Annotated in this window: 18 protein-coding genes and 3 pseudogenes; 11 read left to right on the top strand and 10 right to left on the bottom strand. The window is 39.6% G+C overall.

Annotated features, from left to right (window positions below; translation table 11 throughout):
• Positions 1-56 precede the first annotated feature (56 nt).
• Both ACX27_RS29720 and ACX27_RS29715 read left to right on the top strand, forming a co-directional pair.
• On the top strand, positions 57-2,279 hold the full coding sequence (locus ACX27_RS29720) for a CHASE2 domain-containing protein (protein WP_062297831.1): 2,223 nt from the start codon (positions 57-59) through the stop codon (positions 2,277-2,279).
• A gap of 112 nt (positions 2,280-2,391) precedes the next feature.
• A complete protein-coding gene (locus ACX27_RS29715) occupies positions 2,392-3,423 on the top strand; it encodes a VOC family protein (RefSeq protein WP_062297830.1) in 1,032 nt (343 codons plus the stop codon).
• A 372-nt stretch (positions 3,424-3,795) separates the two neighbouring features.
• On the opposite strand, the pseudogene ACX27_RS29710 reads toward ACX27_RS29715, so the two are convergent.
• Both ACX27_RS29710 and ftsH read right to left on the bottom strand, forming a co-directional pair.
• A pseudogene (locus ACX27_RS29710) lies at positions 3,796-4,038 on the bottom strand (Uma2 family endonuclease); the annotation flags it as partial.
• 231 nt (positions 4,039-4,269) lie between these two features.
• Positions 4,270-6,087 (bottom strand): ATP-dependent zinc metalloprotease FtsH, encoded by a 1,818-nt coding sequence (gene ftsH / locus ACX27_RS29705; RefSeq protein WP_083468941.1) that lies wholly within the window; start codon positions 6,085-6,087, stop codon positions 4,270-4,272.
• Positions 6,088-6,723: 636 nt separating this feature from the next.
• On the opposite strand from ftsH, the gene ACX27_RS29700 reads away from it, so the two are divergent.
• Positions 6,724-7,269: an NADPH-dependent FMN reductase gene (locus ACX27_RS29700; protein WP_062297826.1), complete on the top strand. Its 546-nt coding sequence runs from the start codon at positions 6,724-6,726 to the stop codon at positions 7,267-7,269.
• Positions 7,270-7,299: 30 nt separating this feature from the next.
• Here the strand turns inward: ACX27_RS29700 and ACX27_RS29695 are convergent, their stop codons facing one another.
• Complete coding sequence (locus tag ACX27_RS29695; RefSeq protein ID WP_235526424.1) at positions 7,300-7,902, bottom strand: hypothetical protein; 603 nt, start codon at positions 7,900-7,902, stop codon at positions 7,300-7,302.
• 42 nt (positions 7,903-7,944) lie between these two features.
• Positions 7,945-8,880: a 1-aminocyclopropane-1-carboxylate deaminase/D-cysteine desulfhydrase gene (locus ACX27_RS29690; protein WP_062297825.1), complete on the bottom strand. Its 936-nt coding sequence runs from the start codon at positions 8,878-8,880 to the stop codon at positions 7,945-7,947.
• A 240-nt stretch (positions 8,881-9,120) separates the two neighbouring features.
• Here ACX27_RS29690 and ACX27_RS29685 point away from each other — a divergent pair, with 240 nt between their 5' ends.
• The 3 genes and pseudogenes from ACX27_RS29685 (at position 9,121) to ACX27_RS29675 (ending at position 13,321) form a co-directional block, all read left to right on the top strand.
• On the top strand, positions 9,121-10,851 hold the full coding sequence (locus ACX27_RS29685) for a diflavin flavoprotein (protein ID WP_062297824.1): 1,731 nt from the start codon (positions 9,121-9,123) through the stop codon (positions 10,849-10,851).
• A 125-nt stretch (positions 10,852-10,976) separates the two neighbouring features.
• Positions 10,977-11,472, top strand: a pseudogene (locus tag ACX27_RS29680) (phosphate-starvation-inducible PsiE family protein).
• 112 nt (positions 11,473-11,584) lie between these two features.
• Positions 11,585-13,321, top strand: coding sequence for a diflavin flavoprotein (locus ACX27_RS29675; protein WP_062297822.1), 1,737 nt, complete (start codon positions 11,585-11,587; stop codon positions 13,319-13,321).
• A gap of 71 nt (positions 13,322-13,392) precedes the next feature.
• Here the strand turns inward: ACX27_RS29675 and ACX27_RS29670 are convergent, their stop codons facing one another.
• Positions 13,393-13,803 (bottom strand): hypothetical protein, encoded by a 411-nt coding sequence (locus ACX27_RS29670; RefSeq protein WP_062297820.1) that lies wholly within the window; start codon positions 13,801-13,803, stop codon positions 13,393-13,395.
• Between the two features lie 292 nt (positions 13,804-14,095).
• Here ACX27_RS29670 and ACX27_RS29665 point away from each other — a divergent pair, with 292 nt between their 5' ends.
• Both ACX27_RS29665 and ACX27_RS29660 read left to right on the top strand, forming a co-directional pair.
• Positions 14,096-14,752 (top strand): WD40 repeat domain-containing protein, encoded by a 657-nt coding sequence (locus ACX27_RS29665; protein ID WP_062297819.1) that lies wholly within the window; start codon positions 14,096-14,098, stop codon positions 14,750-14,752.
• A 13-nt stretch (positions 14,753-14,765) separates the two neighbouring features.
• Positions 14,766-15,110, top strand: coding sequence for a WD40 repeat domain-containing protein (locus tag ACX27_RS29660; protein ID WP_062297817.1), 345 nt, complete (start codon positions 14,766-14,768; stop codon positions 15,108-15,110).
• A 199-nt stretch (positions 15,111-15,309) separates the two neighbouring features.
• On the opposite strand, the gene ACX27_RS29655 is transcribed toward ACX27_RS29660, so the two are convergent.
• Positions 15,310-15,930 (bottom strand): carbonic anhydrase, encoded by a 621-nt coding sequence (locus tag ACX27_RS29655; protein WP_235526423.1) that lies wholly within the window; start codon positions 15,928-15,930, stop codon positions 15,310-15,312.
• Positions 15,931-16,446: 516 nt separating this feature from the next.
• Here ACX27_RS29655 and ACX27_RS29650 point away from each other — a divergent pair.
• Positions 16,447-17,088, top strand: coding sequence for a transaldolase family protein (locus ACX27_RS29650; protein WP_062297815.1), 642 nt, complete (start codon positions 16,447-16,449; stop codon positions 17,086-17,088).
• 326 nt (positions 17,089-17,414) lie between these two features.
• Here ACX27_RS29650 and ACX27_RS29645 read toward each other — a convergent pair whose 3' ends face one another.
• The gene (locus ACX27_RS29645; protein ID WP_062297813.1) at positions 17,415-17,621 is read right to left on the bottom strand and encodes a hypothetical protein; all 207 of its coding nucleotides are present in this window, start codon (positions 17,619-17,621) and stop codon (positions 17,415-17,417) included.
• A gap of 287 nt (positions 17,622-17,908) precedes the next feature.
• Between ACX27_RS29645 and ACX27_RS31400 the strand changes: the two genes are divergently transcribed.
• Both ACX27_RS31400 and ACX27_RS29640 read left to right on the top strand, forming a co-directional pair.
• Positions 17,909-18,154 carry a hypothetical protein gene (locus ACX27_RS31400; RefSeq protein WP_083468873.1) on the top strand — a complete coding sequence of 82 codons (246 nt, stop codon included), beginning with the start codon at positions 17,909-17,911 and terminating at the stop codon, positions 18,152-18,154.
• A gap of 11 nt (positions 18,155-18,165) precedes the next feature.
• Entirely contained in the window at positions 18,166-19,179 is a 1,014-nt protein-coding gene (locus ACX27_RS29640; RefSeq protein ID WP_062297811.1) for a hypothetical protein, read from the top strand.
• 80 nt (positions 19,180-19,259) lie between these two features.
• Here ACX27_RS29640 and glpK read toward each other — a convergent pair whose 3' ends face one another.
• From glpK to ACX27_RS29625, 3 genes and pseudogenes are all read right to left on the bottom strand, one after another.
• Entirely contained in the window at positions 19,260-20,771 is a 1,512-nt protein-coding gene (glpK, locus tag ACX27_RS29635) for a glycerol kinase GlpK (RefSeq protein WP_062297809.1), read from the bottom strand.
• 123 nt (positions 20,772-20,894) lie between these two features.
• Entirely contained in the window at positions 20,895-22,073 is a 1,179-nt protein-coding gene (locus tag ACX27_RS29630) for a helix-turn-helix domain-containing protein (protein WP_062297807.1), read from the bottom strand.
• A gap of 902 nt (positions 22,074-22,975) precedes the next feature.
• A pseudogene (locus tag ACX27_RS29625) lies at positions 22,976-24,255 on the bottom strand (hypothetical protein).
• Positions 24,256-24,810: the final 555 nt, after the last annotated feature.

Raw genomic sequence — 24,810 nt, 5'->3', positions numbered from 1 at the left:
TGAAGTGTAAAGTTTCATCCTCCTGCCTCCTGCCTCCTGCCTTCTAATACAACTCTGTGATTAGTGGAATATTACAATACCTGCGAACTGCCTTAACCCAAAATCAAGATTATCGTGACACCTTGACGAAGATTCACTGGTGGCGAATGGTTGTCGTTACTGGTGTGGGAGTTACTGCGTTGGTGTGGGGAATGCGGGAACTAAAGTGGTTGCAACCTTGGGAGTTAAAAGCTTATGATCAAATGTTGCGATCGCGCCCTCCAGAACCACCAGATCCGCGACTATTAATAGTTACAATTACGGAAGAAGATGTAGAAAAATTCAAATGGCCGTTATCTGATGCCACAATCAATCAGTTATTAACTAAACTTGAGTCTTATCAACCCCGCGTTATTGGTTTAAATATTTATCGCTCAGATCAAAAAAATCTTGCGGCTGGAATTGCTAATAAAAAGAACATTATCGCTACTTGTTTATTAAGCAGTCAAGGTAGATTAGAAATTTCGCCACCGCCAAATTTTCCTGTTGATAATGTTGGTTATAACGATTTACTTTCTGATAATCAGGAAGACCAAATTGTTCGCCGGAGTTTATTATTTGCCGAACCGACTAATAGCAATAAATGTGCAACCCAATTTTCCTTTGCTGGTTTAATGGCGATTATTTATTTAGAAAAACAAGGGATAAATGTAGATTTTCAAGAAAAATATTTTCATCTGGGTAAAACCACTTTCCCTATCCTCACTGCTAATTCTGGTAGTTATGTTGGGACAGATGCGGCAGGTTATCAAACATTATTAAATTATCGCCATCCCGATCACCTAGCGCAAACAGTTACTCTTTCTCAAATTTTTAACAATCAAGTTAATCCCAACTGGGTCAAAGATAAGTTAGTCATTATTGGTACGACTGCTACTAGTATTTATCCGGGGGTATACACTCCCTACAGTGCTTCACCAAACCATCCCACCAGAACATCAAATTTATTCATTCATGGCCAGATAACCAGTCAAATTCTCAGTACAGTGTTAGATGGTAGACCATTAATTTGGTATTGGCCTGAGTGGCTGGAAATAATCTGGGTGTTGGCTTGGTCTTTGCTAGGTAGCGTTTTAGGCTGGTGGTGGCGACATCCGCTAATGCTGTTGGTTGTGGGAGGTGTAGTCCTCGCTAGTTTGGGAGGAATTTGTGCGGGTTTATTTTTACTTGCTGCTTGGATACCCTTAATTCCCCCAGCGACGGCCTTTGTATTTAGTAGTGTGGGGATGTTGGTTTACACAGCGTATAACACCCAAAAGCAAACTAAATTAATTATTCAGCAAGTTGAACAACAACAAGAAGCGATCGCTCAACTAAATATTCTCTTACAAGAAACTACCTCTGCTACAGAAGCCACGAAAATTATTGACCAACATACCCACACAGCAGCCATAGTTGCACAACCCGAAAAAAGAACTGGAGATTTACTGTTGGGTGGCCGCTACCAAATTTCCAGAGTGTTGGGCGCTGGCGGATTTGGTCGCACTTATTTAGCCAAAGATACTCAGCGTCCGGGTAGTCCTACTTGTGTTGTCAAACAATTAATGCCGGCACGTCGAGACCCAAAATTTTTAGAAGTCGCCCGCAGATTATTTAATACCGAAGCCGAAATCTTAGAAGCTTTAGGCAAACATCCCCAAATCCCCGCCTTGCTTGCTTATTTTGAAGACCAACAGGAATTTTATTTAGTCGAAGAGTACATTGCTGGCCATACACTCCACGAAGAATTAGCCCCTGTACATAGCGCAAAAACCGAAAATTTTGTGATTGAAATGCTCAAAGGTGTATTAGAAGTTTTAGCATTTGTCCATGAACATCGAGTAATTCACAGAGATATTAAACCCCAAAATATTATTAGAAGTAATCAAGATAACCGCTTAGTTTTAATTGATTTTGGTGCAGTTAAATTAATGCAACCACCAACTAGCGAACAAACAGAATTGCCCACAGTTGCTATTGGCACCAGAGGCTATGCACCACCAGAACAATTTGCCGGACATCCGCGCTTATCTAGTGATATTTATGCTTTGGGGATGATGGGAATTCAAGCAATTACTGGTATTTTACCCCAAGAATTACAACCAGACCCAGACACAGGTAATATTATGTGGCAACCCACAGCCCAAATTAGTGACGAACTCAGAATAATTTTAGATAAAATGGTACGCTATCATTTTAGCGATCGCTATCAATCAGCCGCCGCAGTCCTCCAAGATTTAAATCAAATCACCGACAAATAAACTCTATATACCTCTCTGCGTCTCCGCGTCTCTGCGTGAGACAAAAAAAATCTTGTTCCCCAACCTTATTTTTGAATTAATATTATTTGGTTATATCTAAATTAAATTCAGTATGACCCTAGAAAAAGAACCTAAAATAGCAGGGATATACGAAGTATGTATTGGTGTTCCCGACCCAATTTTTGCCATTCAATATTGGGAACAATTTGGTTATCGTATTGGGCAAGTTGGTCAATTAGCTGCGGCTACAGCCTATCAATTATATGGTGTAAATTCTGCTGTGCGTTCCATTCGCCTATATCATCAAAACGCAGATCATGGGTTGATTCGGTTGATGGTTTGGCAAAATCCTACGAATCAAGGTTTGGGGTTAGCATCCATGAAAACCAAGGGAAATCGTTGGGCAACTACCCTCACTTCTGATATTTTAACAATTTTAAATCATGCGGAAGAAGCCAAAACTGCTGGTTTTTCAGTGCGATATAGCATTCCCTACTGGGAAGTAATTTACAACAAGGAACGCAAAAGCCGCCCTTTTATCGACCAAACTGTCGGGGTACGAGAAATGTTACTACTGCAACCCTTAACTCGACAAGTTTTATTTCAAAGATTTGGTTACACCATCCCAAATTACGGACATATCAACGAAGCATCGGTATTTAAAACCAGTCAATTTACCCATATAGGAATTATTGTTCAAGACGATAGCAAAACTAGCCTGAAGTTTTATGAAGAAGTTTTAGGTTTGTTGCGCGTGCGAGATGATGTCGAAACTAGCTATGAATCTTCACCCGCAGGTCGAGATTTATTTGACCTCAAGCCAGGGGAAAAATTTATCGTCACAACTTTTGATGATCCCCGTTCTTCCCAAACTGACTTAATGGCGGCGCGGAGTGGGAGACTTTACGTGATTCGTTTTCCCGAAGCGATGCACGTAGAATCACGGTTTGAAGCCGCCCAACCAGGAAGTTTAGGGATGTCGTTGTATACTTACCGTGTGCAGTGCATCGAGGAATATTGCGATCGCATTAAGTCCAGTCAGGTGCTAAATTTTACAAATATCATCGAAAATGAGTTTCGAGAAAAAAGTTTTTCTTTCACTGCACCAGACGGCTATTTCTGGAATTTAGTAGAGAATGTGTAGACAGGAAGTAGGAAAGAAGCCTTATCTCAGTGTACTGACTTTAATTATAAATAAAATATGAGTTTTAGATAGTTTTTAAAATTACGATGAATTCTAAAGTATGCTTTGTAAAAAAAGTGTTTTTTTTCTGCCATTTTGGCACCTTAAAACTAGTCAATATTGCTATGCTAATAACAAGAAAAACATCCTAAATTAGAGCAATATTAATTTTTCCTCTGGCGACAACCGTAAAAACCAGGGGATTTTTTATAGCAGGTGACAAGTGATAGGTTACAGCTTATGAGATTGCGCCGCTTCCAATGACAGAAAATATTATATTTATTTACGTCTTTCTACTTATTTAATATTTATTTTATAAATAGCCCCTCAAAGCTAAAAAACTTTGCTGATAATACAGCTAAATCCTGGTAACAAAGGACTAGTTAATTCATCTTGACTGTATAAAGTAACGACAAGTTTTAAAACTCCCTGTTCTCGGCGGTATACTTCCACCTTCTGCTCCCTGCGGTCAAAAATCCAATATTCTAAGACTCCCTGTACTGAATATAATTTGAGTTTTGCTTGGCGATCGCGTTTCTCATTCTTTTCGCCATCAGACAACACCTCCACTACCAATGATTGCGATCGCTCTCAAAGAGTGCTAAATCTGCTATTGTCCATCGCACTTGACTGACTGGTATGCTGTTCATCAAAATTTTCCAGCAGATAATTATTCAACAGTTACCAGTTATCAGTTTCTTTTACACCTGGGTTGAAGTCCCCTACCCATTAGTGGAGTGCGTTGGGGGCGGGTTTAAATCCCTCACCATACGCCTAGTAACTGATAGCTGATAACTGATAACTGATTTAATTAGGTACAGCCACTGTCGCTCCATCAGCTACCGGTTGACTTTGATATTCAGCGACAATTTGACGGAATTGTTCTCCTTCAATGGTCTCTTGTTCAATCAAAATCTCTACTAAATGGTCAACTAATGTGCGGTTTTCTTGAATCAGGCGTTTTGCAGTGTCATAGGATTGATTGACAATTTCCCGCACTTTCCGATCAATTTGGGCGGCAATCTCTTCGGAATACTCGGATTTGTTCATCCAATCACGCCCCAAAAATACCTCGTTATTAGGCGCTTCTAAGCAAAATTGCCCAATTTCGGACATACCATACTGTGTGACCATTTGTCGCGCGATCGCTGTCGCTAATTCTAATTTACGATTTTCGCGCATTCCACCAGTGACTTCTGGTAAACCAAAAATTACTTCTTCGGCGGCTCTACCAGCTAATCTGGCGGTAATTCTGGCTAATAGCTGCGATCGCGACATGAGAAAATGTTCTTCGTCGGGGGTGAACCAAGTTAAACCCCGTGACTGTCCGCGCGGAATCAAAGAGACTTTTTGTACTGGGTCATGGTCTTCGAGCAAGGTTCCAACGATGGCGTAACCAATTTCGTGATAAGCAATTAAGCGTTTAATTTTGCTATCTACTAAGGGTGTACCTTCCATACCCGCCACTACGCGGTCAACTGCATCATTAATTTCTAAGATGGTGATGGCATCTTTGCGTCTTCTGGCGGTGAGAATTGCCGCTTCGTTGAGTAAGTTGGCTAAATCTGCACCTGTAAAACCCGGTGTCCGGCGGGCGATCGCTTCTAATGAAACACTCTCGTCAATTTTCTTATTCCGGGCATGAACTTGCAATATTTCCAATCGCCCTTTTAAATCTGGCGCATCGACAATTACTTGTCTGTCAAAGCGTCCAGGACGTAACAAGGCTGCGTCTAAAACATCAGGACGGTTGGTAGCAGCGATAATAATGATGCCTGTATTACCTTCAAAACCATCCATTTCTGTGAGCAATTGGTTGAGGGTTTGTTCCCGTTCATCGTTACCGCCACCAATACCCGCACCCCGTTGTCTACCTACTGCGTCAATTTCATCAATAAATATCAAACAAGGCGCATTTTCTTTGGCTTTTTTAAACAAGTCACGCACACGAGAAGCACCCACACCGACAAACATTTCCACAAATTCCGAACCGGAAATGCTAAAAAATGGTACGCCAGCTTCTCCAGCGATCGCTTTTGCTAGTAATGTTTTACCTGTACCTGGAGGGCCGACTAACAACACGCCTTTGGGAATACGTGCGCCAACGGCCGTAAATCTTTCTGGCTGTTTCAAAAAGGTGACGACTTCTTGTAGTTCTTCTTTGGCTTCTTCTACACCTGCTACATCGTCAAATTTTACCCCTGTTTTGGCTTCCATTTGGAAACGCGCTCTGGATTTGCCAAAGTTCATCGCTTGGTTAGAAGCATTGGTGGAGCGACGCAAAAATAGTAACATTAATGCTACCAGTGGCAAAATCCACATCAGGTTGATTAACAACCCAACAGCAGCCCGACTGTTAGCAGAAGAAACTTCCCCAAACTCGACGTTTTTGGCTTTGAGCTTATTAATTAACTCTGTATTTTGATTTAAAAGTCTGACTTGTAGCGGTGGTGTATCTGGCTTCTGCCCTTGTAAATATACTTTGGCGGTTTGTTCGGTTTCGTCTAACTCGACTTTTTTAACTTCGCCTTTTTCGGTTCTTCTAATCAACTCGCCATAACTAATTTCGCGATCAGCTCTTTGTGCCAGGGCTGGTGTACCGCCCACAATATTGGGCAACATCATTAAACTGGCGATTAACGCCCCAGACCAAGCCACAGATTTTTTTTGTTCGCTTTTGGCGGGTTTTGCTTAACTCTGAGTTGGTCTTAGTTGGTTTGATCATGGGCGATCGCTGTTGCATCAATGCCTGTCTCCTAAAATTTTTCATATCATTTAACCCTTTTTTTGCTGGCATGAGCTTCGCGCTGATTTTATGCCTCTTTTTCTAGCAAAAATTGTAATAACTGGAAATCACGGTTTTTTATCTAGTCTAACTTCTACACCAAACTATTCCCTACTCTCTTTACCTATGCTAATCAAGGAATTTTATTTTAGTGAGATAAATTATACTCCTGGGAAGGATGTGGATAAACCAACCTTGACAGACTATTAGCTTTAGTATAGTTTTCTGTGATTTTTTATATCTATTGCTGAGTGCTGCGACAAATTTGACTACAAAACCATAACTCGCTAAGATAAACATAGTCGTAATGACTATGACTTGTAATCGTAATTCTGTACAAGTAGTTCATCTCAATTAATTAAAAGAAGCAGAAGTGGTCAGATTCTCGATTCTTCTTAAAGAAGTCGGGGATCTAGCAGCTTACTCTTGCTTCATTTCAGACTTCAGACTTCTTATTTGTAATAGATGAGGAAATTATGGTAAAAATTGTGGGCATTGGTGGTAGTTTAAGACCTAACTCTTACACACAGTTGGCTTTACAAGTAGCAGCCCAAAGATTACAAGCCATAGGTGCAGATGTAGAAATTTTGGATATACGGCAACTACAGCTACCATTTTGCAACGGTGAAAAAGAATATCCCGGTTATCCTGATGTCAAACGCTTGCGTGATACTGTCAGTGGTGCCGATGGATTGATTTTGGCAACACCAGAGTATCACGGCGGTGTAAGTGGCGTATTGAAAAACGCTCTGGATTTAATGAGTTTTGAAGAACTATCAGGAAAAGTCACAGGACTCATTAGCGTTTTGGGAGGTCAATCTAATAGCAACGCCCTGAATGATTTACGCTTAATTGTGCGCTGGGTACATGGTTGGGTGATTCCAGAACAAATCGCCATCGGTCAAGCCTGGAGTGCTTTTAACCCAGAAGGTAAGTTGTTAGATGAAAAACTTTCCCAAAGATTTGATGATTTTGCTCAAAGTTTAGTTGATAGCACACGCAAACTCAAAGGCATCAATTAAATTTGTAGGGTGAGCAAAAATTTGCCCACCCTACTGAATGAGGCAAAACTCAATAGGAAGTGTAACCACATTACCTGTCCACACATTTTCTATTTTGGTAATTTCTCTAGGATAGTTGTGAGTTGGGCGCTTTGGCTTGGGTACTAAAGAAATAATCCCATCGCTCCAACCATGCTGCTCCCATACTGAATATTCATTACCATATATGACATTGATAAAGTATGTACCAGCTTGAAAATTCCCATACCACCACTGGGTAGCATCTTTTCCTATAAATGCAAACCCCAATTCATTTTTAAACCATTCAAAATGTCCTATTAGTAAGAAATTTACTCTTTCCCCAGGCATCAATAATTTAAAATCTGATAATTCTGGAGAGGCGGCTGTATTAACAGTAGGGCCAAAGTGTGAAACTTTTTGCTTGTTTGCTTGCAGAAATTCTGGACGCGCTACAAATAGTAAGAAATGGCGCGGATTTTTTGTATTATTACTAATTTGAATACCAAACTGAACTTGAGTTTTAGCACCTGATAAATTTGGCGGAATTTGTACTACAAGCTCAGGCATTAATGTTACAAATTCAATTCCATCAACTTCAATGGTATTGGAATTATCTGATTCACAAGATGTCATATCAGCTACTCTTGGCAGATGAATAAGTAGTGAAACACTGCGCTAAGTTTTAAATTTATCGGTCTTTTGTTGTATACCTAAATTTCCTTGTAAGCCGCCAGTATGAATTAGTAGAATGCGATCGCCTTTACTAAAAAACCCCTGCTGTAATAAATCCATCACACCATAAAACATCTTGGCAGTGTATACATAATCTAAAGGTATACCGTAGATTTGCTGAAATTGCTGGCTAAACTTTAGTAATTCATCGTTAACTTTGGCATAACCGCCGAAGTGATAATTACAAATTAATTCCCACGCACACACAGATTTGTTTGACACAGGTAAATCAGCCGCTAGATAATTCTGCAATAGCGTTTCAATTTCTTGTTGCAGAAATTCACCATTTTTGAGAACAGGAAAAGCAATTCCTTTTTGCTGTGGAATCAGTGAAAGTAAAATCCCGGCAAAAGTCGTACCCGTTCCACAAGCAACGCAAACGATATCAAAATTTTCTGCTTGTTGGAGGATTTCTGTACAGCCCAGCACACCATTTAAATTACATCCACCTTCAGGAATAATAAACACCTCACCGTAACGTTCTCGGAGTTCTGCTTGTAATTCTGGAGAATTGCGTTGTTTATAACTAGTGCGATTCATATAAACAAGCTGCATCCCTTGTTCTAGCGCAAAACTCAACGTCGGATTTAGTGGTAGCGTTTCTTCACCGCGAATCACACCAATTGTCTGCAAACCAAATAACTTACCTGCGGCGGCGGTGGCGAAAATGTGATTAGAATAAGCACCGCCAAATGTTAACAATGTGGTGAAATTTCTTGCTTTTGCCTCTAACAAGTTGTATTTCAGCTTATACCACTTATTACCGTTAACCCAAGGGTGCATCAAGTCGAGACGCAGTACCGATATTTCCACACCAGCACTTTCGATGATGTTGCTATGAATTTGTTGTGTCGGTGGAGGCAGAAATATTGATGACATGAAGACTTATATCGCAATTTTAGTGATATTTAAATACCTGACTTCTTAAAGAAGTCGAGTATCTTATCATTCAAAACTAATGGTACACATTGATATAAATCAATGGTAAACCAAATTTAATCATGAATAAAACTTACTAATGAGTGTCTTTAGGAATTGGCATTTTACTAATTGAAGATAACAGTTCAACATAAGAGTAAGCAGATTCACTCCAGATAAATTGATTTTTGGAGAAACCCAATGGTTGCACTTACAGAAAATACTTCAATTCTTTCTAATCCATCACGTTTAACTATCCAAACTATTAAAATTGCTGCTCAAACTACTGCAATTCGTTGCCTTGATTGGGATAGAGAACGTTTTGATGTTGAGTTCGGTTTACGTAACGGCACAACATATAATTCTTTTTTAATTCAAGGTGAAAAAATTGCTTTAGTTGACACTTCTCATCGCAAGTTTGAGCAATTGTACTTGGAAATATTAACAGGATTAATTGAGCCGACCAAGATAGATTATTTAATTATTAGTCACACAGAACCAGACCATAGTGGACTAGTTAAAGATATCCTGCAATTAGCGCCAGATATTACTGTTGTAGGTGCAAAAGTGGCAATCCAATTTTTAGAGAATATGGTTCACCAGCCATTTAAATCGATCACCGTCAAAAGTGGCGATCGCTTGGATTTAGGTAATGGTCATGAATTAGAATTTATCTCAGCGCCTAACTTGCACTGGCCGGACACAATCTTTACTTACGACCACAAAACAGGCACTCTCTTTACCTGTGATGTATTTGGGATGCACTACTGTGATGACCATACCTTTGATGAAAATTTAGCCATCATTGAAGAAGATTTTCATTATTACTATGATTGCTTAATGGGGCCAAATGCCCGCTCAGTTTTGGCTGCTTTAAAACGCATTGAGAAATTAGAAATAGCTACAGTCGCCACTGGTCACGGGCCATTATTAAAGCATCACATTACTGAATGGCTAGACCGCTATCAAACTTGGAGTTTAGAACAAACTAAAACTGAGCAATTTGTTGCTATATTCTACACAGAAGATTACGGTTACAGTGAGACCATTGCACGTTATACTGCACATGGCATTACCAGAACTGGAGTAGTAGTAGAATTAGTTCCTCTCAACAGTACTGAACCGCAAGAAATTCGGGAATTAGTTTCACAAGCTGCGGGTTTAGTCATCGGAATGCCACCCCAATCTGCTATAGTTGCCCAAACAGCATTAAGTACAATATTAGCTGCGGCTCATCATAAACAAGCAATTGGTTTATTTGAGTCGGGAGGTGGAGAAGATGAACCAGTTTATCCATTGCGTAACAAGTTTCAAGAAATTGGCTTAACTGAAGCTTTTCCACCAATTTTAATTAAAGAAACTCCCACCAGAGTCACAGAACAATTGTGTGATGAAGCCGGGACAGATATCGGACTCTGGTTAAACCGCGATCGCGCCATTAAACAAATCAAATCCATCAACACTGATTTGGAAAAAGCTCTTGGACGTATTAGCACAGGCTTATATATCATCACCGCTAAGAAAGAAGAAATTCAAAGCGCCATGTTTGCTTCTTGGGTGACACAAGCCAGCGCCAGTCCTTTAGGTGTAGCCATTGCTGTGGCGAAAGAACGCGCCATTGAATCATTAATGCACGTAGGCGATCGCTTTGTCTTAAACGTCCTAGAAGAAGGGAACTACCAAGGTTATATGAAACACTTCCTCAAGCGTTTTCCTCCTGGTAGCGATCGCTTTGCTGGCGTGAAAACCTATCCTGCTGCTAATGGTTGTCCAATTCTCGCTGACGCTTTGGCTTACATGGAATGTGAAATTACCAGCCGTATGGATTGTGGTGATCATTGGGTGATTTATAGTACCGTGCAAACTGGAAGAGTAGCAAACATCAACGGACTCACCGCCGTTCATCACCGCAAAGTTGGAAATCACTACTAAATCAAGTCAAAAGTCAAAAGTCAAAAGCCAATAGTGCTGAGTCAAAATCAAAGACTTAATTTCACCTTTTTACCCTACTCAGCACTCTTCATTTAATTAATCAGTCCATATTCACATAAAAAGCCATGTATAAGCCTGTTGATGATAGTCCAATTACCGCCTACGAAATTAATAGAGTCCGTGTTGTTCGCAGCTTGGAAATGATTCAAGATGTGATTGTAATTTCATTATGTATTGGCTTATTTAGCTTCATGGCAATTCAAGTGAGAGATATGTTTCTCTCCCTACTTCCTCCGCTAAATTTCCAAGTTGTGACTGCTGATATTTTATTTTTGTTGATTTTGGTTGAGTTGTTCCGACTGCTGATTATTTACTTACAAGAACAACGCATATCTATTGGAGTAGCGGTAGAAGTTTCGATTGTTTCCGCTTTGCGCGAAGTGATTGTTAAAGGTGTACTCGAAACTAATTGGACTCAGGTTTTAGCAGCTTGCGCCTTTTTTATTAGTTCTCGGAATTCTCTTGATTTTACGAGTTTGGCTACCACCAACCTTTGAAGGTATCGACCCAGAACAGCAAATATCCCAACGCTACAGAAAAAATCGTCAAAGTCAACAATGAATTAGGAAGTATGAAGTATGAAATGAAAAATAAACCATAAAAATTTTTGCTTCATACCTCACACTTTATACTTTTAAAACTTCACACTTCAGACTTATTTTAAGAGGTTACTATGTCTATTGCTACTATCACACCCAGCCGTCCTAGAGATGTCCAGGTTGCGGAAATTGGACAAGATACAATTATTTTGCGATCGCGCACATGGGACAGGCTAAAATTTGAGGTTGAATATTCCCGCCAAAAAGGCACTACAGCAAACTCTTATTTAATTCAAGCCGATAAAAAAGCTGTAATTGACCCGCCTGGTGAATCTTTTACCGAAATCTACATTCAGGAATTAACACAACATTTAGATTTAGCAACCCTAGATTACATTATTCTCAATCACGTCAACCCAAACCGCCGCACCACCTTGAAAGTATTGCTGTCTCATGCACCGCAAGCGACAATAATTTGTTCTCGTCCGGCGGCTAATGCTTTAAAATCTACCTTTCCCGAATTGGAGTCACACATTCAAGCGGTACGTTCAGAAGATACTTTAGATTTGGGACAAGGCCATGTGTTGTCATTCGTGACTGTACCGACTCCCCGTTGGGCAGATGGACTCTGTACTTATGATTCTGCGAGTAAAATTCTGTATACAGACAAATTTTTTGGCGCACATATCTGCGAAGATAAGCTTTTTGACGAAGACTGGAAAAAATTAGACGCAGAACGCCGTTATTATTTTGAATGTCTTCATGCACCCCAAGCTAAACAAGTCGAAGTTGCTTTAGATAAATTGGCAACATTAGGTGCAAGATATTATGCACCCGCACATGGCCCGGTTGTGCGTTATAGTTTGAGTCGGTTTACTTATGATTATCGCCAGTGGTGTCAAGGGCAAAAATCCCAGGAGTTTAGCGTCGCCTTATTGTATGCTTCTGCTTATGGGAATACGGCAATTGTAGCGAATGCGATCGCTCAAGGATTAATTCAAAACGGCATTAATGTAGAATCAATTGACTGCGAACTAGTAGAAACAGCCGAAATCACGCGCATTATCGAAGCTTGCGATGGCTTTATTATCGGTTCCCCCACTTTAGGCGGTCATGCACCCACCCAAATTCAAACAGCCTTGGGGATAGTTTTATCAACAGCTGCCAAAACCAAATTAGCCGGTGTCTTTGGTTCCTACGGCTGGAGTGGTGAAGCCATTGATTTATTAGAAAGCAAACTCACAGATGCAAATTATCGCTTAGGTTTTGAAACCATTAGAGTGCGCTTTAGTCCCACTACTGAGACTCTGCAACAGTGTAAAGATGCAGGTGCTACATTTGCTCAAACTTTGAAAAAAACCAAAAAACTCCGTGTTCCCCGCCAAGCCGTTACAGAAGCACAAGTAGACCGCACAGAACAAGCGGTAGGACGAGTAGTTGGGTCTTTGTGTGTGGTAACAACTCGTGACCAAAACAGTCACAAAGGAATTTTAACTTCTTGGGTATCACAGGCAACTTTTAATCCACCCGGAATTATGATTGCAATTTCTCCAGAACAAAATGCTGATTTAATGCGTCATCCCGGCGATAAATTTGTGTTGAATATTCTCAAAGAAGGTAGAAATGTGCGCCGCTATTTTTCCCGCCAAAGTACTTCCGGCGATAACCCATTTGCTAATCTTTCTACTCAAACTGCTACTAATGGTTGTTTGATTCTTGATGACGCATTAGCCTATTTAGAATGCACAGTCCAAAATCAACTAGAATGTGGCGATCGATGGTTGATTTATGCTGTTGTAGATAAAGGTGAAATGTTAACTAATGATGGCATAACCGCTATTGAACATCGCAAATCTGGTAGTTTTTATTAATCAAAACCTAATTAGCCTGCTAAGGCAGGCTTTGTTTGCCTAGCCCCAGACTTCCAGTCTGAAGAGTTCATTCAATTGAGATCATTACGATTGGGTTTTGGCAATTGCAGTACCTCAGAAAAACGAGAATACTTAACTAAATCAGTAGGCGGATAATCTGCCGAGACTGCAATTAACCCAACTTTGATATCCTCGAAATAAATGACACCTCCAATCCGCCGTTCCACAAAAAAAGCTCCATGAAATAAATGATGTTTGGCAATATAAATTAAGAAAAAGTCACTAATATTGATTTCTCTGCCAAACATTTGCTGACAAGTTTTGCGGATAACATTATCGAGGTATTGATTATAAACAGGCTCACCCAAGTCAGTAAATTCTGGATGATCTGCAAAATTATCCATATAAAATACCCAGATATTGGATAAGTCTGCTTCATCTGTCAGCTTTTGTTTGAGTATCTGCCATTGATCTTGTTTCATAGTATAGATATTAAAGACAGTAATGTTAAACCAATTCGCAATTACGTGTTGTAACGAGGATTTAAACCTCGCCACAGCACTTGTGGCTTGATAGAAGCTGGGGACTTAAACTCCAAATTTTGTGAAAAATAAGTGTTACATAAATATGAAATGATTCATACAAATACAGGTATTTTCCTATACTTTAAATATTAAAGTAATAATCGAATAGGATTACTGTATCACTATGCAACTGCCTTTTGTATTTAACACCTTAACATTACTTGGTTTTTACATACCTATACACTTGAGTATGTTTACAAGCCTTCCAATTGTAGCAGATACGCTTCATGTTGCTACAAAAGCTGATAAACCGCAGCGTTTGAAATTAACTTTATCAGGGCATACTGAACCTGTTCGTGCATTAGCTCTTGCACCCAATGGTCAATTTCTTGCTAGTGGTAGTGATGATAAAACAATCAAGCTTTGGAATCCAAATACAGGTGCATTGCTTCGGACTTTAACTGGACATAAAGAGCGGATTAAATCAATAGTAATTACTCCAGACGCTCAAACTTTGATTAGTACTAGTTTCGATAACTCCATCAAATTTTGGAATACGCAAACAGGCGAGCAAATTCGCACAATTGGCGAAAAAACAGGAGTGAGAGACATGTTGTTGACCCCAGATGGAAAAACTTTAATTAGTGGTAGTGGTGATACAACTATCAAATTTCGGAATCTCAAAACTCGAAAAATTGATCGCATCTTGAAAGTAGAAACAACAGCACTTGCAATTAGTCGTGACGGTAAAACTCTCTATAGTGGCGGTGAAAATGGCGGCAAAATTCGGGTTTGGAATATGCTAACAGGTAAAGAAATACGCAGTTTTACCCCACCCCTACCAAAAAAAAGAAGACCTGATTACTGGTTCGGAAAAAGCATCATCTCCAATTACTCTTGCTGTTAGTAATGATGGAAAAATGCTGCTAAGTGGTGGCTATGACGATAGTTTTCAATCTGGTGGAGTTAGAACTACAGATGGTAAAAGTTTCAAAGCTTGGAACTTGAATACAGGAAAGCTAATTCATAATTTTTCTTTGGGTACAAGTATTGATGCGTTAGTTATCAGCCCCGATAGCAAGACATTTATTACTGGCGGTTTAGGTAGAGCAATTATAGTGCGTGACATCATCACTGGAAAATCAGTCTTGGAGTTGAGTGGACATGGAGGTGGCATTTATGGACTTGCCTTGAGTAGTGATGGTCAGACTTTATATAGTGGTAGTGGTGATAAATCTGTTAAAGTTTGGCAAATCAAACCTTAATCTATCAATTGTAGGGGTGTCAGGGCTTTGCCGTGAGCATCAGCCGAATGGTGTAAGTCTTCAAAATCCTTACACCCACTCTTAACAAACAATCTTTGTGTGTAAGTCCTATAGCGATGGTCAGAGATGTTAGGACAATTTCAAAGCTTGAGTGCTAGGAATAGTAAGACTTTTTCTCCTGCCTTCTGCTATATTCCATTCAGATTCCCATCAAAGCTAATTTGCGTATGTGCCATTGTTTGGTGAAAATATGCAAATCTTTGATTAAACCTGTGCTGATATCTACGACCCAGCCGTGGACTTCTGGTGCTTTGCCTTGTTGCAAAGCCTGACGCATAATCGAAGTTTGGTAGAGATTTTTAATTTGCATTGCCACATTTAATTCTGCCAACCGATTCCAGCGTTCTTGTTGTGTGGGTAACGCATCAATTTCTTCTTGTTTCTGCAAATAAATCTCTCGAATTGGATTTACCCAATTATCAATTATTCCAGTGGTTCTACCTTCTAATGCGGCTTTAATACCTCCGCAACCATAGTGACCAGCTAAGATGATATATTTCACCTCAAGATGAGAAATTGCGTAGTCTAAAATCGACAAGAAGTTAATATCTGTGAGGCAAACTTGATTGGCAATGTTACGATGGACAAACAATTCTCCTGGTTCTGTGCCGGTAAATTTAGTTAAAGCTATACGACTGTCGGAACATCCAATGTAGAGATAAGGTGGTTTTTGTCCCGATGCTAATTCTTCAAAATAAGTACCATCTTGAGCTTTTTTTTTGGGCTGCCCAAATTCGATTGTTTCGCAATATTTCTTCAATGGTGTGATGAATCATCTTCTAAACCTCGAAGATTAGGTTTTTGATTTGTCGTCTCATTGCGTAATTTCTATTAGTTCTGTGCTAACTAATACGATTTCACTCTCTCAACAGATGGCAATTTTAGGTGTAGCGATCGCATTTCCTTATTCATCAATGACATAGCAATCCTGTTTGATTTATCCACTACTGATGAAGGCTAGGGAATAGAGAGTAGGTTTATTTTTAACTCCCAAACAGACTGCTATATTTCTTAAATAACAATATCAAGGTAAATAATCAATTAACAAAATATAAAAACATTCTGATTTTTAAGATTTTTTGGATTTAATAGACAAAATTTGATAAAATAGTAATAAGTCTATAATTTCTATAAAATCAGCAATCATAAATCAGTTAATTTAGGTTGATTTTTCCAGAATTATGACTTTGGAATTATAATCATCCCCAAAAGACTGAAATTATCAAGCTAAAATTGGTATGATGCCAGCGATGGGACTTTAAGGAAAATAAATTCAGTGACCTTATTTTTGGACTCAGCGATCGCAGCAGAAGCACAAGCTGCTAAAAAGTTAGGTTGGGTAAAAGGCATCACTACTAACCCAACATTATTAGCCAAAAGCCCGTTACCTGTTGAGACGACGTTAAAACAACTGGCAGAATTAACCACAGGGCCAGTATTTTATCAGTTGATGGCTGCTGAATTTGAAGAAATGGTAGCAGAAGGCAGAGCCGCCTTTAAGTTAATTGGACAGCAAACAGTCTTAAAAATTCCCGCGTCGTTAGTTGGCTTTCAGGTCGTGGCGGAATTAGCACCAGAAATTCCCTGTGCAGTCACAGCTATATACAGTGCAGCCCAAGCCGCAGTCTCTCAAGAAGCTGGGGCAAAATATGCGATCGCCTACGTCAATCGAGCGACTAGACTATTAGGTGACGGAGTAGCATTAGTCCAGGAAATGGCCAGTGTTTTAAAGGGAAGCAACACTGAAATTATGGCAGCCAGCATCAAATCTCCCGAAGAAGCAGTCGCATCTCTCCAAGCTGGCGCACACCATCTCACCTTACCCTTAGCAATGTTGCAGTTGATGACAAATCACGAACTGTCAGTGCAAACCATTGATGAATTTGCCGAAAATGGACGTGGGATTTTGCCAGCATAGAAGTGATGTTTGACTAACTTGCTGGAGATAAGGCAAGGGAGATAAGGGAGACAAGGAAGACAAGATAGTAGTCTGCCAAGAAAACTTTGCGTGGTGGTAGGCTTCGGGGCAGGAAGCAAGGAGCGGAGGGGAAAGATTCTCTCCCTTGCGCCCTGCCCCCTGCTCCCCTGCTAGTTCTATACGGCAATTTTGAGTTGGTGAACTAGTAGTAGAGATATAGGAGGGTGTAGGTGTATTTAAAACCTTACACCCATTCTTAACAGACAAGATTTGTGCGGAAGTCCTGACTTTTATAACCCTACACCCAGCCTTAACAGATGTAATTTCTATTCCTTTTGTGTTTCCTCATCTGGACGTTGAATAGCTGGAGGATAATCCACAAATTCTTGGGTTCTTGTGGTATTTGTGGTTGCTCCTTCTAATAACTCATCCTCTGGATTTACAGTTTTATCAGCAGCCATATCCATTCGGCCTTCAGCATTAGTATTGGGTTTATCTCCAGTGCCTTTATGACTTGCATGACCGCTAGGCATAACTATTTTCTCCACAGTGATATTCTAGATTCACACTCCCAACCTAAACTGACTAACCAGACATCAGACACTATCAGAAGACTTAAATCGAAGTTAGATGAATACGTATGTCTCTGTCTGAAGAGAGTAAATTGGTGAGTGTTGAGTTACCTTGATGCAATATTTGCAACTTCAGGTTTGACAATGAATCATTGATTTGAATAAAACTTACAAATCAACACACACTGATTCAATTTCATTTGCTTGAATAGCTATATTGATAGAATTGAAATTCATGTTTCTGGACTATGGCAAGTAAATATATAGACGTGCAGGAATACACTGTTAGAGCGCATAAAAGACTAATTCACACCAGAGTCTTTCACTTTGTCTGTAAAGAATGCAATCAGACAACTAAACGCGAGACTTATGGCCCTCGTCCTTTATATTGCGAAAGCTGCCGTCCCCCACAACCGCCACGCAAATCTCCGCAGCCATCTCAAAAAGCCAAACCAAGGCCAATGACTTACACAAGTGACACCACTTTGGGTTGATTTAACGCTTTATGAAACCGCAATTGCAATTGGAACCACCCCCACAATCATTAATCTCGCCTTTGTTAGAGTTACGAGATTACTATGCGCGATTGGTTGAAGAATATGGCACTTTATACAATCAGGCGCGATCGCAACTCGATAATGTCGAAGGTTTGTTATCTAGCTGGTCTTCACTCTCAGAAGCTAACAACAAGCTACTGACGGTTGAAGTTGTGAACGAAATGCTTTCGGCCTCTAAAGAAGATTTATTTTTATCTCCTTCGTCTCAGAAATCTGATGGCGAATTAGAGGCGCATCCCGATTCTCCACAACCAAACACAGAAGCATTAGAAACAGAAGAAACAGATAGTTCTGCTGCAACAACCAACATCAACGAGTCCCCAGTTACAGACTTTAGTTTCTCAAACAGAGATTTCTCGCTCAACAATGTAGATATTCCGATGTTGAGTGAGTATAACTCTTTAACTCGGATGGAAGCTATCAAACAGCTATTAGAACAACATTTGGGTACTGTCTGTCACATAGATTTCATTGTGCGATCGCTTTATGGTGACTTAGAACCCCATGTCTTTAAAGTGGTCAAAGGTAGAGTTCAATCTTCACTCACCCAAGGTAAAGAACGACAAGCTTGGTTTAATATACCTAATGAACCTGGTTGTTACACCCTAGATTTGAGTTTAGTCAACACCAATCAAACCAGCAGTAACTCTAAGACAGGTAAAAATAAGAAGAAGCCGGTTGTCGTACCACAGGCAAAAGTTGTTCCAATGCTCAAAGCCTATGAAGGGCAATTTTTGATTGATGCTTTAACCATTTTCTTTCGGCAACATCCAGGGAAAGTTTTTAGCGTGGCTGAAGTGATCACCGGAATTTATGGCAACCTGAATGCAGAAGAAGTGCGAGAAGTTAAAAGCAAGGTACTAAATGAACTCTCACGCGGTTATCGCATAGGAAGATTCTCTAGAATGCCCGATACAGTCGGCTTTTACACTTGGGATACAAAGTTAGTTCGTAAGGGTTGAGAGTGAGAAGAGGCTAGGGGCTAGAGGCTAGAGGAAGAATTTTTTTTCTCAGCACTCCGTACTCAGCACTTTCTACGTACTTAATCTACCCAGGCCAAACTACGCTGAACTGCTTTTTGCCAAGTGCTAAAGTTAGCCAAAGCGTTATTCCTGGCTGGCTCTGGCTCAAAGATGCGGTCTATTTGCCGTTGATTAACTAATGTGGTGTATCTGTCCCAAAATCCAGCTGCTAAACCGGCGGCAAATGCTACCCCTTGTACAGTGGTATCACGCATTTTTGGGCGTTCTACAGGGATGCCCAAGACATCGGCTTGAAATTGCATCAAAAAGTTATTTTCACAAGCACCGCCATCGACGATTAACCGCTTCATTGGTGTAGGAGAACAAGCATTGATGGCTTGAACAACTTCGACTACTTGGTAAGCGATCGCTTCGAGGACAGCACGCACTAAATGTTGGGGTTGGACGCTGGCGGTAATGCCAAAAAAGGCTCCTCTCGCATTCATATCCCAGTGCGGCGCACCAAGTCCACTAAATGCAGGGACAAAATACACGCCGCCATTATCTGAAACTTGATTAGCCATTGTTTCGGTTTCGGCGGCAGTTTTGATCAGTTTGATGCCATCCCGCAACCATTGGATACAAGCACCACTAGTAAACATACTGCCTTCCAAGGCGTAACCAATCTTTAAATTACCGTTGTCTTGAGTTTGTGTCCAAGCCAAGGTGGAAATAAGTTGATTTTGCGATCGCACAATTTCTGCACCTGTATGGGCTACCAAAAAGCTACCAGTGCCGTAAGTACATTTCATTAACCCAGGGCGATCGCAGCCATGACCAAATAATGCTGCTTGTTGGTCGCCTAAAATCGCTGTAATCGGAATTTCTACACCCAGCAAAGTTTTATCAGTCACACCAAATTTGCCTAAGCTGGGCTGAATCTGGGGCAGAATCTGAGCCGGAATTTGTAAGATTTCCAGTAATGTTTCATCCCAGGTGCAGGTTTTGAGGTTCATTAACATTGTGCGGCTGGCGTTGCTGTGGTCGGTCGCGTGGACTTTGCAGCCTGTTAATTTCCACAACACCCAAGTATCAATTGTGCCTGCTAAAACATTGTTTAAGTCAAAGTCTGCAACATTTTCTAATAACCATCTCAACTTAGTCGCCGAAAAATAAGCATCAATCACCAAGCCAGTGCGGTCATAAATTTCTGCTGCGTAACCTTCGGCTTGTAATTGATTGCAAAGGGGTGCGGTGCGACGGTCTTGCCAAACAATAGCTTTATGTAGCGGCTTACCAGTGGTTTTATCCCAAATTAAGCAGGTTTCCCGTTGTACAGTTAATCCCAAGGCGACGATATCTGATGGCGCAATTTCAGCATTGGCGATCGCATTTTGCATTACCCAGCAGGTATCTTGCCAAATTTCTTCCGGGTCATGTTCTAACCAACCAGGCTGCGGATAATACTGAGTAAGTTCTTTATATGCTTGCCCAACAATTTGACCTGCGTTGTTAAACACAAAAGCACGATTGCCTGTTGTACCCAAGTCCAAAGCCAAAATATAGCCGGATGATGGAGTTTTACTTTCCAAGGTTACTGATGAAGTGTGAAGTCTGGAGTCATTTTTGGGTAAGGATATCACAAAGTATGGGCTTGAGATCAGTCTGATGATATTTCTACATTTTTGCCCACTTTTCCCGACTTAGTTCAAAGGCTAAATTCTGGCTGCTGAATTCTTCAAAATAATGTGTTTTTTAGTATCAATACTAATTAAACCTTGTTGTTGTAATTTTCCTAACAATCTTGTGACGGTGACTCTGGTGGTACCGCAAGCACTAGCTATATCTTCATGAGTTAAGCGCACGCTTAAGCGAGTCCCTTCTTCTACTAGTTCACCAATTTCCTGCTTGAGAAGTTCTAATAAATGCTGTAATCGGTCTTCGACTAATTGCTTTTTGGAGATGACTAAAAAGGATTCTGTTTGTTGTAACCGTTGATTTATTTTGGGTAACAAACTATGACTCAATGCTGGTGTCACTAATAGTTCTGACACATAAATTGGTACTAACTCCACATCAGATAAAGCCGTGGCTTGGTAAATGGATAGAGAAGTCATCCCAGAACCAAACACCATTTGCGTTTTTGCCAATCCTAATAAAACTTCTTCGCCAGTTTCACAAAATGTACTGAGTTTGACCAAACCTTGGAAAATATACCAAACCACTGAGTTATTGAGAGGAATTGTTTCCCCTTTAGAATATTTGTATCGGGGGCGATTTTGGATGAACTCGCTGTAACTCTCGGCTGATATTAGTTCTGTTTGCTGGCGATCGCCAATATTCCGCAGTAACCAGAGTAAATTAATCGCGTTACCTTCTGGGTTGCGGATGACTCTGACTGTGAAAGCTGCGTCAAAATATTCGCCATGACGTTGTTGCAATCGGATGAATAATTCTTTGGTTCTATCTGCTTGATATATCTGATTGAGTTCTTGGCGAAAGTGCTGTCGTGCTTCTAAACAAACAAAGTTAATCATCGCTTTGCCGATGAGAAATTGTTTGGAAATATTCAGTAATTTGATAGCGGCTATGTTGGCGTTTTGAATAATACCTTCTTTATTAGTAACTAAATAGCCATCTGGTGCATACTCAAATAAATCTTGGTAATGTTGGCGTTCTGTTTCTAGTAGATTTTGTGTTTCTTTGAGTGCTTCATTTTGCTGATACAGTTCTTCTGCTGCTAACTGTAACATTTTGGAATTATTATAAAGTTCTTGATAAGCCTGGGGTAGCATATCAGCAGGAATCCAAGGCAAAATACTAGCAGTTTGATACAAATCTGCTAGAGGTTTGTGCAAAGCTTCTAAACGTTTGATAAATAATTTTATATTCATCTTGTCTTCCCGCTATCTGCTTGCATATACAAAAAATCAATATTTCAAGAATAAGAATTAAAAAATTAAAATGCTGGAAAAATCAGAAAAATTTGATAGATAAAATATCTTGTATTGCTTTTAAATTCTGATTTCTGAGTTTTTAATTCTTAATTTAAAGATTTTATTAGCCAAAACAATTGGTCTAACAAGCTGCGTAATAATGCTTTTTATCAGGGTTATTTGCAATATTGAAATTGATTATTTTGTTAACAATTCATGTTCATCAAGACACAATGAAAAGTTTATTTATCGAGATTTTGCTATTTTAAAATATTATGCAAATTCTCATATTCTATTAATAGCAATCCTAAATAATTTACCAATTTTCCTCTTCTTTGTCTTCTGTACCTCCTTTATTTCTTTTATTCATATATAAAATAAACTTCTATATAGTTAATTTTGAGCATTATTCAGTATTTAGAAGAATCTATGAATACAGATTCATCCTAAAATTATCTTACAGCTTACTAGTAGACATTGCTTTTACCTTTGTGATAAAAGTTTAGAATTTGCTCAAAAATCTGTAATAAAAGAGCTAAACTGAGACTGCGATCGCACAACTATTGGTGAGATACTTTGTTAGTATCAAGAATAATTTATTTCTTGAAAAGCCCTACTCAATTTTTGCTGCTTTTTAGACAATTCTGACTTCTAAATACTCCAATTTGGTCTAAATTGAGAATTTTAGCTCCCCGATTTTGAAAAAATCGGGGATATTGTTATTTACAAATGGTGTAGAACTGCTATAGCTTAACGATAGGCGTGAATCTTATTGCTAACTTCTATCAAAAGAATAAACACACTACTACCTCAGGTATAGCTTTATTAATAGCCAAGCCAGAGAAATTACGGAATTTATACTAGCGTAAACCATCATTATCAATAGCACTATAGCTATCGTTGGCTAAAAGTCCCAACCAGGGGTCAGAACTAGGAGTCAAAAAAAAGTTGCGCGTAAACTTTCTCGTTCAATTTTGCTACATCACTAGTTTGGTCTTCTTGGGTAAACCATTGATGAATTTGGCTATGCAACATATATTCATTTCTAACGGAATCTAAAGCCATCAAATTTTCAAATTGATTGACTGTTTTTCGTAAATTTTCAGCTTCAGTTTTGGCTGATGAGAATTTTTTTGGCGCTGATCAAAGCAATGCTATTTTGATCTAGTTTGGCATCAGTGGCATAAAGTTGAGCAATTTTATTCCAAGCTTCTTGGTCAGTAATTGCTGCTAAGTTATTGCGATTGGCTGCCGCACCAGGACGTAAAGCACTCAGCATCGGGGTTTCGACGGCCATTTTAGTTACCGCTAAAGAACCTGCTGTTTCGGCTGTTGGTGATGGGTTCTCTACCAACCTTGGAGGAGATTGAATCCCCAAGCGGGATAAATCAGCAGTCCATTGAGTTTGGATTGCATTCAAGCGATCGCTATGGTATTCCTTTAAAAAAGCCTGACGTTGAGCAGCAGGAAGTTTACTGTATTCTTTAGCTGCAACTTCAGCTTGTTCCAGCTGGCGTAAAAAAGCTTTGGGGCCGTACAGTCCAGGAATAGCATCAATCGGACGACCAGAAGCATCTAATATATAATGAATGCTGTTGCCTGTAATGGTTCGCTCTAGTTTGCGACCATCCCCAAAATCAATGGTAACTTTGGGTACAGGTCTGACTGATTGCCAGTGTAAAATAAAGCGATTTTGCAAAACTTGAGAAATCGCCGCATTGGGATACAGTGCTACGCGAAAAAACCGACTATTGGCACAGCTTAAATCTTGATCTAGTCTGCCTAATAACCGCAGAGATAAAATAGGTTTACCGCTAACTTTGGCGGCTGCTTTCGCTGCTTCTAAGTCAGTGTACCAATACAACCGCGAAGCGTAGCAATCTCGCTGTTGACAAAGTTGATCTAAGGCGGTGCGGATTTGCGGATTTGGCACAACTGCGTCTGAAGAGCGCCGATTAAGTTCAGTTTTGTGAGTATTGAGGAATTTTTGCAATCCTGGATTTCCCTGTTTTCGTAGCACAGCCACCTCTTGAGACAGTGCAGAAGTTTCACTAGTGGATGTTTGTGCTTGCGCGGTTGACCAAAAATTTACAATCACCAAACTCAGAACAAAGGCTTTTGTGAAGTTTTTCAATGTCATATATTCCTAGATAAATAGAAATTGCTGTAGTAAAAGAAATCTGTTTTGTGAGTCTAAATCAGTAGATTCATATTTTATGTTTATAACTCAAATACAGGTGCGATCGCCAAATGGAAATTTTAGTCCCTAGCTATTCAATATAAAGACTTAACATCCAATTTTAAAGTTTCTGCTTGCAATCAAACTTGATCAAGCTGATATACGTCTATTTATTGAATTTTAGTGAAAACTTGATGTAGATAACATAATCAACATAATTATTGATAAAAACTTTATATATTGATACTCTGTCAATCCTTAAATATGCGAATAAATTGCCGACTGATAAATATTAACAGACGTAGTAAAATACGTAATTTTGCTCTTCAGAGATGAGTAAATATTCTTTTATAGTGCTGATAGTTGCGTTGCTTCAAGTTGTGAATCAATCCCATATTTATTATATCAATGTGCATCTATCAGTTGATTTTCTAATTTTTTTTTAGATGAGTTTTATTTCACAAATTGCTTTTAAATAGCAACATTAATGATGTCTTTTTCATAAAAATAAAACTC

The sequence above is a fragment of the Nostoc piscinale CENA21 genome (assembly GCF_001298445.1).
Taxonomy (GTDB): domain Bacteria; phylum Cyanobacteriota; class Cyanobacteriia; order Cyanobacteriales; family Nostocaceae; genus Nostoc_B; species Nostoc_B piscinale_A.
The sequence above is the reverse complement of the archived record's forward strand: the minus strand, read 5'-3'. Positions and strand labels throughout refer to the sequence as shown.